A 16,020-nucleotide genomic window follows, 5' to 3' on the forward strand; every position below is an offset into this window, starting at 1 on the left:
TATAAGGCATGGCTGAAATTAGGCATGCTCTGCGAGAAGATCCTGCAACAATTGCCCTGTTGGAGGACGCGGGGCAATATTTTAAGAATTATTGTCAAATATGTGTGTTCGAAAGAAAATTGGTTCGTTCGGAATATATTGGTAAGCCACTGGCTTTTGCATTTTATGGAGGTGACAATAGTTATAATCGGCGTTTTCCAGGTGATGTATCTGAACTTGAAATGCAGATGGAGGATAGAAATATCCTTCCTAAAAGTGATTATGTCGCAGTGATCGAATCTGAAGTAGAATTTCAGATTACGGCATCTGTATTAAAGCAACTTGCAAGAGATTTTATGCCAGTAACAGGATTTGAAAATTATATGAATTTCTTTTCTGGTCAATCAAGTGGTTTTCTGCTATTTTTACGTGTATGTAAGATTGATCAGCATATTAAGCGGAAATTTTGGTTGCAGGGAAGTCACGGACCTTATCAGATTTTTGATCTTCGTGATGCAAGCGGGTCTTTGTGTTCGATTCATACAAATGTGATGGAGCCGGTTATATCGGATAATCAATTCTCATATTTAAAGGATGAGGTTTTTCATGTATTAAGAATGAATGATGCACTTATTTCTGAATATCAGAATACAGATGACGGCATTAAGTCTTTACATGAAAGGTATCTTGCAGATAAGAAACTTCGAAATACACAGGAAATGTGGCATGGAAGTATTGATTACAATCGTTACGAGTTTGACCCGGGTGATGCTGAAGAAGATTTTGATAGGGCTCAGCTTGATTATGATGCCATATTTGATGAAGCAGAATCAGTTTGTCCAGCAATGAAAATGATGATTGAGAATATTCGTGGGATCCAGGCAGCAAGATTTGGCGAATACGATTATTATCTTGAACTTGTACACAAGCGCGGCACGGAATCCCAGCATGCTGCTCGTCGGATTTTTGATATGACACTGCGTTCATGTGTAAAGGTTGCGTTGTACGCTCATCAGAATGATGGAATAGAGTTTGAGGACGCTTTTCAAGAAGCTTGTATAGGCGCATGGACAGCAATATGGAAGCATAATGATGGTGTTGAAGGACTTTTTCCATCATATGCGTCAATGTGGATAAGTCAGGTGATGCATCGTGAACTTCCATATCTGCATCAGGCATGTCATATTCCATTTCACATATATGAAACGATTAGTCAAATACTTAACCAGATAAAGAATCGTATAGGCCCGATTGATATTAACAGTCTATCGGGGAATAAGCTTTCCGATCTTCTAGTGAAATATACGGATTGTCCAGAGGAGTGGATAACACCGTTCTTATATATTTTGCTAACTCCTGAAAGTATAGAAAAACTTCAGGAGCAAAGCGATGATAATGCATTTATTTCAGATGAAAATCTGGAAGAGAATATACTTACAAAAATTCAATCTGAGGAATTGACGGGGATTGCATTAAATGTCCTTACTGACCGTGAACGCACTGTTATTGAGAGGCGGTATGGCTTACTTGATAACGTTGAACATACTCTTGAGGAAGTCGGGCAGGAAATGTCAGTAACAAGAGAAAGGATACGTCAGATAGAAAGTAGGGCCAAAAGAAAGATCGCTTCGACATTTTATTCAAAACATATTATTTCCCGCGAACAATTCCTTTCTGTCGTGCCAAAAGGTAACGTAGGACGTAAGAAGAAGGCAAGCCGTAAGAAAAATATGTAAAAAGTGTTATGGCAGTTTTCCCCGCTGCCTACATGCTTAGCGATAAATCGATTCACCAGAAGGTAAAAGAGCACTTCGGTAATACTGGAGAAGAATAGAATGGTTTACAAGTATATCTATGACACAGAAAGGCTCAAGCAAATTATTGAACGCTTCCATGAATTTGTGATGTCCCAGCCTGGACAGGAGAATAAAAAAGTATCGTTTACAAGCGGATACCTTTCAGACATGAAGAATGAAGGCTATAAGCCCGCGGTATATGTAAAGGCAACCGATCTCCTGAATATAAAAAGCTGGAATAAAAAGAGAATAAATTCGGGAGAGGCGGCAGCGCTGGCAATCAGAGCCATGAACCTACAGGAAAATAATTTTGTCTATCATCAGCAAAAAACATTGTTCAGCGATATGATGAAAACAAATCCCGTTGAAGGTGCATTGATTTTACACGATTTCTATTGTGATAAAAGCAGTGAAGAAGATTCGTTGGAAAAAATGGCATCCTTTTTTGGAAGAAGATATGACATTATTTCTTATCTTTTTTACTTGAAGGATCCGGATAATTATTTTCCATGCAAGCCCAAGCTTTTTAAAGATGGATTCGGGCTTCTGGGAATGGAAACTAAATTTTTCTCTTCCTGCACATATGAAAATTACAGTGGATTTTGCAACGCGTTGAAACAGATGGCTACATTTTATTCATCGTGTGAAGATCATATAAGTGCGCTGGATGCACATTCTTTTGTGTGGGTTATTTCGAGATATAAAGAAGTAAGAAAATTTATTTTTGAAGAAGACCCCACAGACAAAGATTCGGATAGTAATGATTCCGGGTCAAAGAAAGAACACTTAGCTTTGGTTAAGACCAGAGTGAATCAGACTGAATTCAGGATGAGGCTGATCGACTATTGGAATGGACAATGTGCAGTAACTGGATGTGAAAAGACAGATTTGTTGATTGCATCTCACATCAAGCCTTGGCGGGATTGCACGACAAACAAAGAAAGCATCAGTAAGTACAACGGATTGCTATTGACACCGAATCTGGATGCTCTCTTTGATGCCGGGTATATTACTTTTAGAAATGATGGAAGCATAGTAATCTCACCTCAGCTTTCAAGAGCGGATAAGAAAATTCTGGGCATCACAGATGAGATGAAACTAAAGAAAATCGCAGAAGGGCATCGTGAGTTTCTGGAATATCATAGAAACAATATCTATAGAAAATGACACTTTTCAACGATTCCCCATACCTTTTAACGTTTCCCACACATTTTAACGATTAGAGAAAGGAGGGTGTGCACTGTGAACAGATCAACTATAGTTCGGAGCGGAGCATGCCCTCTTTTCGCAAATCACAGAGCCTCTGACAGCGGATATGAAGAGCTGGAAGGCCGCTATTTCAAGCCTTTCAGAGGCATTATCCTGTGCGAGGCAATGAAGAGGTATGGTATCAAATTTGACGTCTTAATAGATCCATGCGTGGGACCAGGGTGTTTCTTGGCTAAACACATTGACGTAATAGCCCGTTGCCTCAGGTCGAGACGTCAGCATTTCGACTTGTTCCCTCGTACGGGAATCTTGAAACGGCAGGGCAGTGCGCACCGGAAATTGAATCGTATATAAATAAGGTAGGAATTATCCTTTCGACATTTTCCCGCGTACGGAGAATCGACTCTTTTTACACTGAAAAACTGTTGACATGTTTCCGCGTACGAGTGGCACGATATGAGCGTCGTAGGTGAGTAATTTTCTGGCTGGTCTGCTCAATGCTGCAACTTCGGTCCGTAGGGCTGATCTCTAGTTACAGTCTCAAGCTGGGTGGAGGACATCGAGCGGCGGAGCTCGTCGCACGTTGAGACGGTAGCGTTGATGTCAAAGAAAAAATAAGACGAGGCCGGAACCTGCTGAAATCAGCGGGTTTCGGGAATCGTGGAAAATTTCAGCGTCCTTGAAATCTGGCTGAAAAACAGCACATAGGGAAGTTATCCAAGGCGTTTTTTACAGGGTTGTGTGTCGCGAATAAATAATCGGGCAGGTTGCGGCTCGTGATTAGATGTAGGGTAGGGGATGGATGTTGGGGGAACGAATTCTACAAGGACGAAGAGACTGGTGAGGATATGATTGAGGATGAAGTTTTTAGGAAAAGAAGATTTGTGCCATCCAAGATGGATAGTTTTGGGTTTCAAAAATCCGGTGATCAGTATTGTTATGAAACAGATTTTATGAACGGAGAATTTCATGTAATCTTATCTGTTTCAAAAGAAGGCAATGTGACAAGTGAAGTGATTGATAAGATGAATAACGAAGAATATGTTCAACTCAGGTCAGAACATTTCAATGGAGCCTATGTGAACACTGTTCGTGATGCATACAGGCAATTGCTTGAGCACATTGGAGATGCAGTCTGCAGGGAAGTTCTGTTTGCTTCAGAGCAGGCAAACAGAATCACGGAAATGATTTTGAATCAGTATGACGTAAAGCCGGATTTTCCATGGGAGGCAGCGCAGTACCAGTCATACGGAACTTTCAGGCATGCAGATACCAGAAAATGGTTTGCCCTTATCATGAATGTAAAAAGAGAAAAACTTCTTAAGGATAAAGATAGGACCACTGTTGATATAATAAATCTCAAAACGGATACATTGGAGAATGATATCAGCAAATATCCCGGAGTGGTATTTCCGGGATACCATATGAATCATAAAACATGGATTTCGATTATGTTGAATGATTATCTTGAGGATAGGATGATTATGGAATATGTCCAAAGAAGTTTCGAACTTACAAAGTGAGATTCATTCCTGAAGGTCAACCGAGCAGGCACTCCAGATGGGGCACCTGCTTTTTTATTCGTTAATGGTGGTCTGCAGGCACACCGAGTCAAAAATGGTACCGGATAAACGACCGACGCTCAGTTGGGCCGTAACGGCAATATCATTCTTGTAAGGCTTCCACACTACCATCAGAGGCGAAAAGATTTTTAAACAATATTACATTCACACATTGACAACTGTGAATGTATTCGATATAATATGTACATCTCTCGGAGGTGAAAATCATGGGATTCAGAGAAGACGTCAAAAAAATAAAGGCACTCACAGATGAGAACCGCCTTGCGATCATGCTTGCGCTCCAGCATGGAGAGAAGTGTGGATGTGATCTGCTAAGGGAACTGAATATCACGCAGCCGACTCTTTCGCATCACATGAAAATCCTTGCAGACAGCGGCCTTGTCGACTACTACAAAGAGGGAAAATGGATGCATTACTCCATCTCCGCAGACGGTGTCAAAGATTTTCGGAAAATGATCGGTTCCTATGCAAGATGCGACTGTGAAACAGACAGCAGCATATCCTGCGGATGTAAAGGAAAGAAGTAATCGATATCTATCATTCATAGGCAGTCCTTTGGGATTGCCTATATAAAACCCATAAACATAGATACATTTCAATGTATAAAACTAACGGAGGCAACGTTATGAACAATAAAAACAAAGGCATTAATACATTTCAGCGGTATCTTTCTGTGTGGGTACTGCTCTGCATGGCTATAGGAGTATTGATTGGGCATTTTGTCCCGGCCATTCCTGCCACACTCGGCAAATTTCAGATTTCCGGCATTTCGATTCCTATCGCTGTTCTCATCTGGGTCATGATATACCCTATGATGATGAAAGTAGATTTTCAGAGCGTAAAACAGATTGGGAAGAATCCAAAGGGACTTCTGGTCACATGGGTGACGAACTGGCTGATCAAGCCTTTCACTATGTATGGAATTGCTTACCTGTTTTTGTTTGTCATATTCAAAGCCTTCATATCACCGGGACTGGCAACAGAATACCTCGCCGGAGCTGTGCTTTTAGGAGCTGCTCCATGTACAGCGATGGTGTTTGTGTGGAGTACACTTACAAAAGGGAACCCTGCTTATACGGTTGTGCAGGTGGCCACCAATGACCTTATTATTCTGGTGGCATTTGTTCCGATTGTAAAATTCCTTTTGGGTGTTTCCAATGTGGTTGTTCCCTACAGTACTCTGTTCGTCAGCATTTTTCTGTTCGTTGTGATTCCGCTTGTGGGCGGCATCCTCACGAGAATAACAGTCACGAAGCAAAGAGGTGCGGATTACTTTGAGAGCACGTTTGTCCACAAGTTCGACAATGCCACAACAATAGGTCTGCTGCTGACGCTGGTTATTATTTTCAGTTCACAAGCAGAGGTGATTCTGTCTAATCCGCTTCATATTGTGCTGATCGCGGTGCCGCTGACCATTCAGACATTTTTGATCTTCTTTATCGCTTATGGAGCAAGCAAGCTACTGAAATTACCGCATGATATTGCGGCTCCTGCCGGGATGATCGGCGCATCAAATTTCTTTGAACTTGCGGTAGCTGTGGCGATTGCACTATTTGGTACGACAAGCCCTGCAGCGCTCGCTACCACTGTAGGCGTTCTGACGGAGGTACCCGTCATGCTCCTGTTAGTGCGAATAGCAAATAAAACGAAAGCGAGGTTTGCGTAATGTGGACTTTTATTCAGGATCAGATCCTTGGGATGAAGTGGTTGAATGCCCTGATTGAGCAGTTGCTGCTGATGGTCGGACTTAATTTAGATAGTCGGATTGGCGGCAGTATACAGTTCTTCATTTATGACACAATTAAAATCACGGTATTGCTCTGTGTGTTGATCTTTCTGATTTCTTACATTCAGAGTTTCTTTCCTCCGGAGCGGAGCAGGAAGATCATGGGAAGATTTCATGGAATAGGAGCAAATGCTGTAGGCGCTCTGCTTGGGACGGTGACACCTTTCTGCTCTTGTTCCTCCATTCCGATCTTCATGGGCTTTACGAGCGCAGGGCTTCCGCTTGGGGTGACATTTTCATTTCTCATTTCATCGCCAATGGTGGATTTGGGGAGTCTTGTGCTTCTCACCAGTATCTTTGGCGGGAAGATTGCCGTGACCTATGTGGTGCTGGGTCTTGTCATTGCGGTTCTTGGCGGGACATTGATAGAAAACCTTCACATGGAAGATCAGATTGCTGATTTTATCCGCAATAATAATAGCAAGGTGGATATAGAGTCTCCAAATCTTACCGTAAAGGATCGGCTGCTCTATTCCAGAGATCAGGTTGCATCCACCTTTAAGAAAGTGTTCCCTTATATCCTTATCGGCGTGGCTATCGGCGCGGTGATCCATAACTGGATTCCCGAAGGCTGGGTGGAAACCGTTCTCGGTGACAATAATCCGTTCGGTGTGATACTCGCCACGCTTGTCGGCATACCCATGTACGCAGATATTTTCGGCACGATTCCGATTGCCGAGGCACTTTTGGCAAAGGGAGCATTGCTCGGTACGATTCTCAGCTTTATGATGGCGGTTACCACGCTCAGCCTTCCGTCTCTTATCATGCTGAAGAAAGCGATTAAGCCCAAGCTGCTTGGAACATTTATAGCCATCTGCACAGTGGGTATCATCATTGTCGGATACGGCTTCAATGCCATAGCGTACTTACTGGTGTAGGGGGGAATTTTCAATGAACAAACCAAAAGTGGCATTTATCTGTGTTCACAACTCATGTCGCAGCCAGATTGCCGAAGCATTAGGCAGACATCTTGCGCCCGATGTCTTTGAGAGCTATTCTGCCGGAACAGAACCAGAGCCGCAGATTAATCAGGATGCAGTGAGGCTGATGAAGCAAATATATGGCATTGATATGGAAAAGACGCAATACAGTAAGCTTCTGTCCGATATCCCGGCCGTAGATGTGGTTGTCACGATGGGCTGCAATGTTCGTTGCCCGTTTCTTCCCTGCACAGAGAGATTTGATTGGGGGCTTGAGGATCCAACGGGAGCTGGTGATGAAGCTTTTATCGAGACAATTCGGGAAATCCATACGAAAATTGTTGAGCTTGCACAGCATCTGGCACAATAATTTACGTATATAGATAAATCAGTTTCAATAATTTTTTCGCTGAAGGAGGATAAGAAAGATGAATATTAAGGTTTTAGGCAGTGGCTGCAAAAGATGTGAGGCACTTTTGAAGTCCGTAAAAGAGGCGGTAGCAAACAAGGGAGTTCATGCTGAGGTTGAGTACATCACCGATATGGAAAAAATCATGGGATATGGGGTGATGAGCATGCCTGCCCTTATGATTGATGACAAAATTGTTTCTGCAGGAAAAGTGCTGAAGGCAAAGGATGTAGAGAAACTATTGTAAGCAAAAAGGATAAGGCTTCTCACTACTGATTGGGTTCAGTGGCGAGGAGCCTTTTTACGCTTCGTGGTATTTCCGGGATACCATATGAATCATAAAACATGGATTTCGATTATGTTGAGTGATTATCTTGAGGATAGGATGATTATGGAATATGTCCAAAGAAGTTTCGAACTTACAAAGTGAGATTCATTTCTGAAGGTCAACCGAGCAGGCACTCCAGATGGGGCGCCTGCTTTTTATTCGTTGATGGTGATCTGCAGACCGGACTTGAATTCGATCACGGCTCTGTCCTGATAGATAATGATCTGCCGGATGAGCTTTCGCACCATGCGCTCGTCGAACTCGGCGATAGCAGTCTGCTGATCTTTCAGGAAGACCTGCAGCTCGGTGATTCTTTTCTTCAGGTCTTCTTGGCTTCTGGCTGAGGCATCGGCCTTTTCCTTTTCTTCCCGCAGACGGAAAATCTCATCGGCGATGGCGTCGTAGTCCTCTTTACTGTTTGCTTTCCTGATGAGCTCCGTCTGCAGTTCATCGAGCCTTAACTGGATGCCTTCCGCGCTGGATGGATCGGATTCGCAGATGGCTTTCGTCATGTTTTCCTGGAGCTGATGCAGGAATTCGTCTTTTCCGGTAAGAATCTGATTGAAGGCTTTTACGGTGATGTCCTTCAGCCAATCTTCCTTGATGGTGCGGTTTTTGCAGACTTTGACTACGGAAGATGGATCAAGCCGGCTGATGCAGCGCCAGACGATGGCGGTTTTGCCGTGGATGTACCAGTGGACTCTTCGGTAGAGATCGCCGCATTCTCCGCAGACGATGATCTGGGAAAAGCAGTTGTTTCCGGAGTAGACCCGCTTCTTGCCGGAAGGGGAGCGATGGACGTTTCGCCTTCGGACGAGCTCCTCCTGAACCTGCATGAAAAGCTCTTTAGGAATAATCGCTTCGTGGTCGTCCTCAACGTAGTACTGAGGAAGAACACCGTTGTTCTTGACTCGCTTCTTGGTTAGAAAGTCTGTGGTGACGGTTTTCTGAAGAAGGGCGTCTCCCATATACTTTTCGTTCCTAAGGATCTTATTGATCGTGGAATCGTACCATTTGGTATTGCCTGCTCCGGTGAGAACGCCATCCTGCTCCAGATGCTGCGCGATGGTTTTCATGGAGTAGCCTTCGAGGTACTCCCGGTAGATCCTGCGCACCACCTCGGCCTGCTTGGGATCAATGACGAGGTTTCCGTTTTCGTCTTTCGTATATCCTAGGAAGCGGTTGTGGTTGACCTGGACCTTTCCCTGCTGGTAGCGGTACTGGATGCCGAGCTTGACGTTTTGGGAGAGGGACTGGGATTCCTGCTGCGCAAGGCTTGCCATAATTGTGATCAGAACTTCTCCCTTGGCGTCCATCGTGTTGATGTTCTCTTTCTCAAACCAGACGGCGATGTTCTTTTCCTTCAGCTGTCGGATGTATTTCAGGCAGTCCAAGGTGTTACGGGCAAATCGGCTGATGGATTTTGTTATGACCATGTCGATGTTTCCCGCCATGCATTCATCGATCATTTTATTGAACTGTTCTCGTTTCTTGGTGTTGGTTCCGCTGATGCCGTCGTCTGCGAAGATGCCGGCAAGCTGCCAGTTTGGATGGCTGTTGATGTATTCCGTGTAGTGGGAGACCTGCGTCTCGTAGCTGGTTTCCTGTTCCTCGGTATCCGTGCTGACACGGCAGTAGGCTGCCACCCGCAGCTTCGGTTTTTCTGCCTGTTTGACGTTGTTTCCCATCTGTCTTCTGGCAGGAATGATTGTAATATTTCCCATTTGTTATTCCTCACTTTCAATCAGACTGTACAGGTATTCAGCCCGCTGCTTTGGGCTTCCGATCGTCTGCTCAGGAGCAGAGATGGTGAATGACGTCGCTGCAGGCTTCTTTGCTTTGGGCTTCCTGCCTGGGTGCAGTCGTCCCATTTTCTTGGCCCGCTGAATCCGTTCCTCGTGGATCCGGTCGAGTGTTTCTTTATCAGTAATGGCAGGGTAGAAGTCATCGCCCTGATAGTGTCTGTTTTCAAGCAGCCGCTTGATCGAGGAGTGCGTAGCCTTGATTCCTGCGCTGGATGCCGCTTTTGCCAAAGACATCCCGGCAAGGTAGTTCTTAAAAAGCTGTTGCAGTTTTTCTGCTTCCTCTTTGCAGACGACAGCTTTGCCGCCTTCGATCCGGTAGCCGTATGGTATGGTTCTCATAACCTCACATCCTTTCTTTGAGCTCAAGCCCGCACTTCAGGCAGAAGGTGATCTCATGACGGGAATGCACCGTGATATGATCGACGAACTCATCAAACCGTTCGTCGTCAAACTCCTGAAGCATTTCGCTTTTCTCGGCGAAGCGAAGAAGGGCTCTTGCCTTTAGCAGTACCTCTGTGACATCGGAAGCGGAGTTCTCCAGGCGGTCAATCTCCTTCTGGATGCCTTCTGAAGTCGCAAAAAGATCTGCAGTTTCTCTACTGTAGAGCGTCTGGTCGATGATTCCCTGTGTCATCAGGCGGGTTAAGGTCTGTCGCTTTCTGGCATTTTCCGAAAGCCGTCCCTTAAGGGCATCAATCTGATCCAGCGTTTCTTTTTTTGCGTTATCCTTCAGGCTGTTTGCATAGGGCCTTAAGATCAGCCGGTAGGAGTAGATCAGTTTGTTCATCATGGTAAGAAACGAACGCTTCAGGTCCTCATCTTTGATGGACTGCATCGGGCATTTCGTTTTTCCCTGCAGATGTGTCTTGCACACCCAGATCACAGGACTTCCGGAAGAGGAGTAGGCGATGCGGCGTTTAAACGTGTTTCCGCAGCATCCGCAGAGGATCTTTCCGGTAAAGGTGTAGCGGCTTAAGTATTTCTGGCTGTTCTTTTCGATATTCTTTTCCTGCGAACGCTGCTGGATCAGGCGCTGTACGTTCTCCCAGTCCTCGCGGCTGATGATGGGCTCGTGGTGGTCTTTCACGAGGACCGCATCTTTTTCACCGTGGTTTATGTGGCGCTTGAAGGAAGAGTCCGTCCAGGTCTTCTGGAAGATACAGTCTCCGGTGTACTTCTCATTGGTTAGCACGCAGTGGACAGTGGAGCGCCGCCAGGCACGTCCGTTTCTTGCCGGGATGCCTTTGCCGTTTAGAAGATCGGCGATTGTATCGCTTCCGGTTCTGTTGTGATTGGTGGTTTGATGATCATCGCTAAGCCTCCTTGATAACTTAGTCGATGATATCATTTGTACATATTAATTCCAGAACTTTTGTACATGATTAATTATGACATAGCACTAGGGTTCTATCAGGTGGAAATTGTAAGGATATTAGAATGTTTCCTTTAAACAAGTGAATGCCTCCAGGGCTATCATGAACCGGAGGCATTCTGACGATCTCGTCGTGAAAATATTTAACTGTATTACTAAGTTGAGACCTAGTTGAAGGTATTCTGTCTTTCAAAATATTTTCGATCTCATTAATAGAAAGGCAGTAATCGAAGATAGCATTTGTGCCTGCAATTATACCTCGTATTTTATCCGCACTCCCGATTGGTCTTTTTTTGACGGCTGTGACAGTGAAAAAATAGTAATATTCTATAGAAGCACGCAGAACAGTAGACCGAGTTCGGATAGATGATAATTAATGAAATAATTTATACTGGAATTATTCTTTCGCTTCGAGAGTATTACAAGAAAACTGGAAGAAAGAAAATATATAACAGGTATGCAGGTACCAAGGCCAATTCCAATTCCCATTCCAAAGAACGCTGTAAATAATGTGGTGCGAATGAGAATAAGAAGCATTAACTGAGAGAACACAGCAAAGATTTTATTTTCAGTCTGCAGCATAGGTAGTCCAAAAGGACGTAAATTGTACATTTGCTGAAAAGCAATCTGTAATGTCCAATCATTATCCATATCGCGGTTATTGTTACGAGTGTGTAAATAACGATCGGCATCGAATTTTATGCCATCGTGAAGATCTGAAATAATTGTATTGCATAGATTCTCTGCGGTAATGAGTTGCTTGGTTTTACGTTGAAGTTCTGATTTATGTGCTTCGAGAACTGGCTGTAATTCCTGGTGTTCATCCAATAACTCATGTATTGTTTTTAGGGGAACCATCGCGTTTCTAAGGACAATTATAGAACGAAGACGTTGAATATCTTCTTGTGAAAAGTCACGATAACCATTGTCCTTCCTTTCAGGTGTTAAGAGTCCGATTCGGTCATAATACCTGATACTGCTTTTTGAAATATCGAGCAATTGCTCTACTTCATGAATATTCATCGCTATGTCCTCCTCGCATAAATATATTATCAGTATAACATATAATTAAGTCTTTGAACTGAATGAATTATGCTGTATTTCATTATTTTGTACATGATTAATTATGACCTAAAACTTCCCACACCGGAAAGATGTGTTGAACCCTGAAAATTCAATAATGCAGACAATTAAAAAGGCACAGATGACTTGCCTTTGATATAATTGAATTGAACGTATATAACCATACAAAAGGAGTCATCTATGCCAATTTCAATTTTACCACAAGATCAGGACGGACAGGAACTTTTTACCGCAATTTCTTCATTCTTTCATACTTTTAAGATTGGACAGCTTCTCCGCAAATGCAACGCACAGAAGGAGAAGGGCGTTCCTGTCACCGATATCTTCAAATACAAGCTCTGCAATGTCTTTTCTGGCCGCAGCATGTATATGCAGCAGAAAACCGGTTCCTTCAGGGAATCGTTTTCAAAGAATACCTTTTATCGATTCCTGAACAACCCGAAGACTAACTGGCTGCGCTTTACCTCGCTTCTTTCTAAGAAAGCTGTTGAAGTCGAACGTATTCTAGAACATTTACGGAACGCATTACCTAAAATTACACCAGAAGGATAACCGGACCTATTTTGTCATCTGCATTATTGAATTTTCAAGGAACAGATCCCATAATGTTTCGCCTCTATTAAAACGTCCATGATCTGATTTGCTTGCATGTCCAGGAACTGCCCGATACAATGTCCATAGAAACCTGAACTTCATTTTTCAAAAAGAAAAGACCCCAGAGAGTCATTCTAAACCCATCGTTTCTCTCTGAGATCTCCTCAAACCATGATTATTGTATCAAACTATCGGCTCCGCCGCAACCAGAATAATTCCACATTCACCGTCATCTCTCTGGAAAAATCATTCTGCCCTTTCTGCGGAGGCGAACTGGTCTACCGCGACCGGCGGCGCAGAATCATGCGCGGATATTCGGAAGAGGTTGATTTTCTGATGGTTCGGCGTCTGAAGTGCGTCAGCTGCAGACATCTGCATGTTGAACTTCCGGACTGTGTTACTCCGTATAAGCAGTTCAAAACGGAAATCATTGAAAATGTTGTCGATGGCATTTCTACGATCAATGACAGCACAACCTGCGCAGCACCCTGTGAACGTACCATGAAACGCTGGATCTCCTGGATCCGAGAGAACCACAGCCAGATTAACGGACTTCTGAAAGCAGCCGTATCATCCATCCTGCCGCATCCTGAGCATCTGCTGTATTCTTCTGTTTCTCTTTTCGACGGGCTTCGTCAGGAAGGCCAGCAGTGGCTGGCTAAATTGAACCGGATCATGATTAATGCTGCAGGAAAAATGATGCTGCAGCCAGAGGGTCCAAAATGTGCACCTGACTTGTCCGGTGTCCTTTCTTCATCTGCTGTACTCTTGAGGCAGGAGGTGAAGAACAATGAATCGAAAAAAAGAAGTTCACGATTGGAAGGAAGAGCAGGCACAGGAGCGCCTGATGCTCATAGCCCCTCTTCTGGTTGAAAGCATGGACCGGTCCATGCGGGTGCAGATAAGGCATAGAATTGCCAGGCAGGCACACTGCAGTGAGCGGACCATCCGCAGATATGAACAGGCCTACCGGAAAGAAGGATTTAACGGCCTGAAGCCCAGAAGCAGAGATAATCATAGGAGCAGGAAACTCCCGGAGAATTTTGATGAGCTGCTGCAGGAAGCAATCCAGCTGAAACGGGAAGTTCCAAGACGCAGTGTTGAGCAGATTATCTTTATCCTGGAAGGGGAAGGAAAAGCAGAACCTGGGAAATTAAAACGTTCAACGCTTCAGAGGCACCTTTACGATGCGGGATTTGGGCGGCGTCAGATGCAGAGATACATGGAAAGCAGGAAAACTTCCTCCAAGCGCTTCTGTAAGCCGAACCGGATGATGCTTGTGCAGGCGGATATCAAAGAAGGCATCTATCTTCCAATTGGAAAAAACGGACAGAAGAAAAAGACCTATCTTTCCTCTGTACTGGATGACCATTCCCGCTACATCCTGCACTCGCAGTTTTACGACAATGAGGGCGCGCAGATTGTGGAAGATACCTTCCGTCAGGCCATTCTCAAGCATGGACGCTTTGACAGCGTATATATCGATAATGGAGCCCAGTACCGCTCCAAACAACTTGTCCGTGCACTTCAGCGGCTGGATATCCGGGTCCGGTATGCACCGCCGTATTCAGGGAAATCCAAAGGAAAGATCGAGAAGTTCCATCAGGTCACAGACGACTTTCTTGCAGAAGCAAAAGCCGATCAGATAAAGACTCTGGAAAAACTGAACGCGGCCTGGACTGCCTATCTGGAAGAATATTACCAGAAACGGCCGCATGACGGTATCCGGGAATACTATGAAAGTCAGGGAATTCCGGTATCTCTTCTTGGAATTAGTCCGGAAGTGGAGTGGCATCGGGACCAGAGGCGTCTGACCTTCCTTGATGCATCGGTCATTGGAGAAGCGTTCCAGCATCGTGAAAAGCGGCGTGTTGATTCGGCAGGATGCCTGAAATTCCACGGGATCACCTACGAGGTCAGCACATCTCTGATCGGTGCGGAAGTAGAAATCGGTTATGATCCTGTCAGCCGGGATCAGATTACCGTCTACAGCAGAAACATGGATCCGATCCAGGCAAAACCGATTCAGATCGGTTCCTACTGCGACTCATCGGAACCGGTTCCTGCCGCCCTTCTTCCTGAAGAGCCGGAAGCTTCACGTTTTCTTAAGGTTCTGCGGAAGAAACGGAAGCAGACTGTCGAAAAGAAAACCGACGCCATTTCCTTTGCAGATTACGGAAAGGATGGTGAATGATCATGTATGAAGAATTCTTTGAAATGACGCATACACCGTTTGTCCGTAACGTCCCTGTAGAACAGCTCTACCAGTCCCCGAAGCTGGATGAAGCACTCGGCAGGCTGAGGTACGCAGCAGAAAAGCAGCTGTTCGCGGTTCTTACCTCTGATCCAGGTTGTGGAAAATCCACATTAATCAGGCGGTTTGCGATGACACTGCCGAAGGACCGGTATATTCTTCTGTATCTTTCGGATTCCAAACTTACTCCGCGGTGGTTTTACAAAGGGCTTCTGGATCAGCTGGGACTGGAAGCGGGATTCTACCGGGGAGATGCCAAAAGAATGCTGCTGAAGGAAATTGAAATTATCCGCGGCGTTCAGCATAAAAAGCTGGTCTGTATTCTGGATGAAGCGCACCTTCTTGGAAAAGAAACCATTGAAGAATTCCGGTTTCTCCTAAATTACCGCTTTGATTCGGAAAGTCCTCTGGCGCTGATTTTATCCGGACAGAGTGAATTATGGGATCAGAAACTCCGTAAGCCTGCGTATGCAGCGATTCGTCAGCGCATTGATATCAGCTGTGTTCTGCATCATCTGGACCGGGCGGAGACAGAAAAATATATACGCGCACACCTCAGTTACGCGGAATGCAGACAGGAGATATTCACTGATGGAGCTGTGGAGGAAATCTACAAACAATCCTGCGGAATACCGCGTATGATCAACCGATTCTGCGAAAAAAGCCTGATGTACGCCTATCAGCAGAGGAAACGGCTGATTGACGATCATATGGTGAAATACGTCAGCGAACATGAGAACATCATCGTAATGTAGAGACGAAGGCCGCCATCCAATCGGCGGCCTTTTGAGACGGTGAATTGGACAGGCGAAGAAGCAGGATGTGGACATTCAGAAAGGGCAGTTCCTGGACTTAGAAGCTAATCAGAAACACCATAATTGGTGTGGGAAGTTTTTGTTATG

At 44.7% G+C, this 16,020-nt stretch carries 17 protein-coding genes; 13 read left to right on the plus strand and 4 right to left on the minus strand.

Going from position 1 to position 16,020, the window contains the following annotated elements; genetic code table 11:
- The first annotated feature begins 8 nt into the window (after positions 1–8).
- The 9 genes from ACI77B_RS08065 to ACI77B_RS08105 all read left to right on the plus strand — a co-directional run bounded on the left by ACI77B_RS08065 (position 9) and on the right by ACI77B_RS08105 (position 8,112).
- Positions 9–1,715 carry a sigma-70 family RNA polymerase sigma factor gene (locus ACI77B_RS08065; RefSeq protein WP_409336341.1) on the plus strand — a complete coding sequence of 569 codons (1,707 nt, stop codon included), beginning with the start codon at positions 9–11 and terminating at the stop codon, positions 1,713–1,715.
- A 99-nt stretch (positions 1,716–1,814) separates the two neighbouring features.
- On the plus strand, positions 1,815–2,942 hold the full coding sequence (locus tag ACI77B_RS08070; protein ID WP_409336342.1) for an HNH endonuclease: 1,128 nt from the start codon (positions 1,815–1,817) through the stop codon (positions 2,940–2,942).
- 890 nt (positions 2,943–3,832) lie between these two features.
- A complete protein-coding gene (locus tag ACI77B_RS08075) occupies positions 3,833–4,507 on the plus strand; it encodes an MmcQ/YjbR family DNA-binding protein (RefSeq protein WP_409336343.1) in 675 nt (224 codons plus the stop codon).
- A 266-nt stretch (positions 4,508–4,773) separates the two neighbouring features.
- A complete protein-coding gene (locus ACI77B_RS08080) occupies positions 4,774–5,094 on the plus strand; it encodes an ArsR/SmtB family transcription factor (protein WP_409336344.1) in 321 nt (106 codons plus the stop codon).
- Between the two features lie 98 nt (positions 5,095–5,192).
- Positions 5,193–6,233 (plus strand): ACR3 family arsenite efflux transporter, encoded by a 1,041-nt coding sequence (arsB, locus tag ACI77B_RS08085; RefSeq protein WP_409336345.1) that lies wholly within the window; start codon positions 5,193–5,195, stop codon positions 6,231–6,233.
- Positions 6,233–7,231 (plus strand): permease, encoded by a 999-nt coding sequence (locus ACI77B_RS08090; RefSeq protein WP_409336346.1) that lies wholly within the window; start codon positions 6,233–6,235, stop codon positions 7,229–7,231. Before arsB ends, ACI77B_RS08090 begins: the two co-directional genes overlap by 1 nt.
- A 13-nt stretch (positions 7,232–7,244) precedes the next feature.
- On the plus strand, positions 7,245–7,643 hold the full coding sequence (locus tag ACI77B_RS08095) for an arsenate reductase ArsC (protein ID WP_409336347.1): 399 nt from the start codon (positions 7,245–7,247) through the stop codon (positions 7,641–7,643).
- Positions 7,644–7,701: 58 nt separating this feature from the next.
- Complete coding sequence (locus tag ACI77B_RS08100; protein WP_194611707.1) at positions 7,702–7,929, plus strand: thioredoxin family protein; 228 nt, start codon at positions 7,702–7,704, stop codon at positions 7,927–7,929.
- A 63-nt stretch (positions 7,930–7,992) separates the two neighbouring features.
- Positions 7,993–8,112, plus strand: coding sequence for an MmcQ/YjbR family DNA-binding protein (locus tag ACI77B_RS08105; protein WP_409336348.1), 120 nt, complete (start codon positions 7,993–7,995; stop codon positions 8,110–8,112).
- A 53-nt stretch (positions 8,113–8,165) separates the two neighbouring features.
- On the opposite strand, the gene ACI77B_RS08110 is transcribed toward ACI77B_RS08105, so the two are convergent.
- The 4 genes from ACI77B_RS08110 to ACI77B_RS08125 all read right to left on the minus strand — a co-directional run bounded on the left by ACI77B_RS08110 (position 8,166) and on the right by ACI77B_RS08125 (position 12,210).
- Positions 8,166–9,734 (minus strand): recombinase family protein, encoded by a 1,569-nt coding sequence (locus ACI77B_RS08110; protein ID WP_409336349.1) that lies wholly within the window; start codon positions 9,732–9,734, stop codon positions 8,166–8,168.
- Between the two features lie 3 nt (positions 9,735–9,737).
- Positions 9,738–10,154, minus strand: coding sequence for an integrase (locus ACI77B_RS08115; protein ID WP_409336350.1), 417 nt, complete (start codon positions 10,152–10,154; stop codon positions 9,738–9,740).
- Positions 10,155–10,158: 4 nt separating this feature from the next.
- Positions 10,159–11,163 carry a recombinase family protein gene (locus ACI77B_RS08120; protein WP_409336351.1) on the minus strand — a complete coding sequence of 335 codons (1,005 nt, stop codon included), beginning with the start codon at positions 11,161–11,163 and terminating at the stop codon, positions 10,159–10,161.
- Between the two features lie 351 nt (positions 11,164–11,514).
- Complete coding sequence (locus tag ACI77B_RS08125; protein WP_409336352.1) at positions 11,515–12,210, minus strand: MerR family transcriptional regulator; 696 nt, start codon at positions 12,208–12,210, stop codon at positions 11,515–11,517.
- Between the two features lie 240 nt (positions 12,211–12,450).
- Here ACI77B_RS08125 and ACI77B_RS08130 point away from each other — a divergent pair, with 240 nt between their 5' ends.
- The 4 genes from ACI77B_RS08130 to ACI77B_RS08145 all read left to right on the plus strand — a co-directional run bounded on the left by ACI77B_RS08130 (position 12,451) and on the right by ACI77B_RS08145 (position 15,873).
- A complete protein-coding gene (locus ACI77B_RS08130; protein ID WP_409336353.1) occupies positions 12,451–12,822 on the plus strand; it encodes a hypothetical protein in 372 nt (123 codons plus the stop codon).
- A 213-nt stretch (positions 12,823–13,035) separates the two neighbouring features.
- The gene (locus tag ACI77B_RS08135; protein ID WP_409336354.1) at positions 13,036–13,737 is read left to right on the plus strand and encodes a DUF6431 domain-containing protein; all 702 of its coding nucleotides are present in this window, start codon (positions 13,036–13,038) and stop codon (positions 13,735–13,737) included.
- On the plus strand, positions 13,655–15,058 hold the full coding sequence (locus ACI77B_RS08140) for a DDE-type integrase/transposase/recombinase (protein WP_409336355.1): 1,404 nt from the start codon (positions 13,655–13,657) through the stop codon (positions 15,056–15,058). Before ACI77B_RS08135 ends, ACI77B_RS08140 begins: the two co-directional genes overlap by 83 nt.
- On the plus strand, positions 15,055–15,873 hold the full coding sequence (locus tag ACI77B_RS08145; RefSeq protein WP_409336356.1) for an ExeA family protein: 819 nt from the start codon (positions 15,055–15,057) through the stop codon (positions 15,871–15,873). Before ACI77B_RS08140 ends, ACI77B_RS08145 begins: the two co-directional genes overlap by 4 nt.
- Positions 15,874–16,020 lie beyond the last annotated feature (147 nt).

Origin of the sequence: Eubacterium sp. F2, from assembly GCF_046244355.1 — a bacterium.
GTDB lineage: Bacteria > Bacillota > Clostridia > Peptostreptococcales > Anaerovoracaceae > Aminicella.

Coding starts and splice junctions, on each gene's coding strand:
- ACI77B_RS08130 (WP_409336353.1), top strand. CDS start 12,451: ATGCCAATTTCAATTTTACCACAAGATCAGGACGGACAGGAACTTTTT.
- ACI77B_RS08140 (WP_409336355.1), top strand. CDS start 13,655: ATGAATCGAAAAAAAGAAGTTCACGATTGGAAGGAAGAGCAGGCACAG.
- ACI77B_RS08095 (WP_409336347.1), top strand. CDS start 7,245: ATGAACAAACCAAAAGTGGCATTTATCTGTGTTCACAACTCATGTCGC.
- ACI77B_RS08065 (WP_409336341.1), top strand. CDS start 9: ATGGCTGAAATTAGGCATGCTCTGCGAGAAGATCCTGCAACAATTGCC.
- ACI77B_RS08110 (WP_409336349.1), bottom strand. CDS start 9,734: ATGGGAAATATTACAATCATTCCTGCCAGAAGACAGATGGGAAACAAC.
- ACI77B_RS08090 (WP_409336346.1), top strand. CDS start 6,233: ATGTGGACTTTTATTCAGGATCAGATCCTTGGGATGAAGTGGTTGAAT.
- ACI77B_RS08100 (WP_194611707.1), top strand. CDS start 7,702: ATGAATATTAAGGTTTTAGGCAGTGGCTGCAAAAGATGTGAGGCACTT.
- ACI77B_RS08080 (WP_409336344.1), top strand. CDS start 4,774: ATGGGATTCAGAGAAGACGTCAAAAAAATAAAGGCACTCACAGATGAG.
- ACI77B_RS08070 (WP_409336342.1), top strand. CDS start 1,815: ATGGTTTACAAGTATATCTATGACACAGAAAGGCTCAAGCAAATTATT.
- ACI77B_RS08115 (WP_409336350.1), bottom strand. CDS start 10,154: ATGAGAACCATACCATACGGCTACCGGATCGAAGGCGGCAAAGCTGTC.
- ACI77B_RS08125 (WP_409336352.1), bottom strand. CDS start 12,210: ATGAATATTCATGAAGTAGAGCAATTGCTCGATATTTCAAAAAGCAGT.
- arsB (WP_409336345.1), top strand. CDS start 5,193: ATGAACAATAAAAACAAAGGCATTAATACATTTCAGCGGTATCTTTCT.
- ACI77B_RS08135 (WP_409336354.1), top strand. CDS start 13,036: ATGATTATTGTATCAAACTATCGGCTCCGCCGCAACCAGAATAATTCC.
- ACI77B_RS08145 (WP_409336356.1), top strand. CDS start 15,055: ATGATCATGTATGAAGAATTCTTTGAAATGACGCATACACCGTTTGTC.
- ACI77B_RS08120 (WP_409336351.1), bottom strand. CDS start 11,163: ATGATATCATCGACTAAGTTATCAAGGAGGCTTAGCGATGATCATCAA.
- ACI77B_RS08075 (WP_409336343.1), top strand. CDS start 3,833: ATGATTGAGGATGAAGTTTTTAGGAAAAGAAGATTTGTGCCATCCAAG.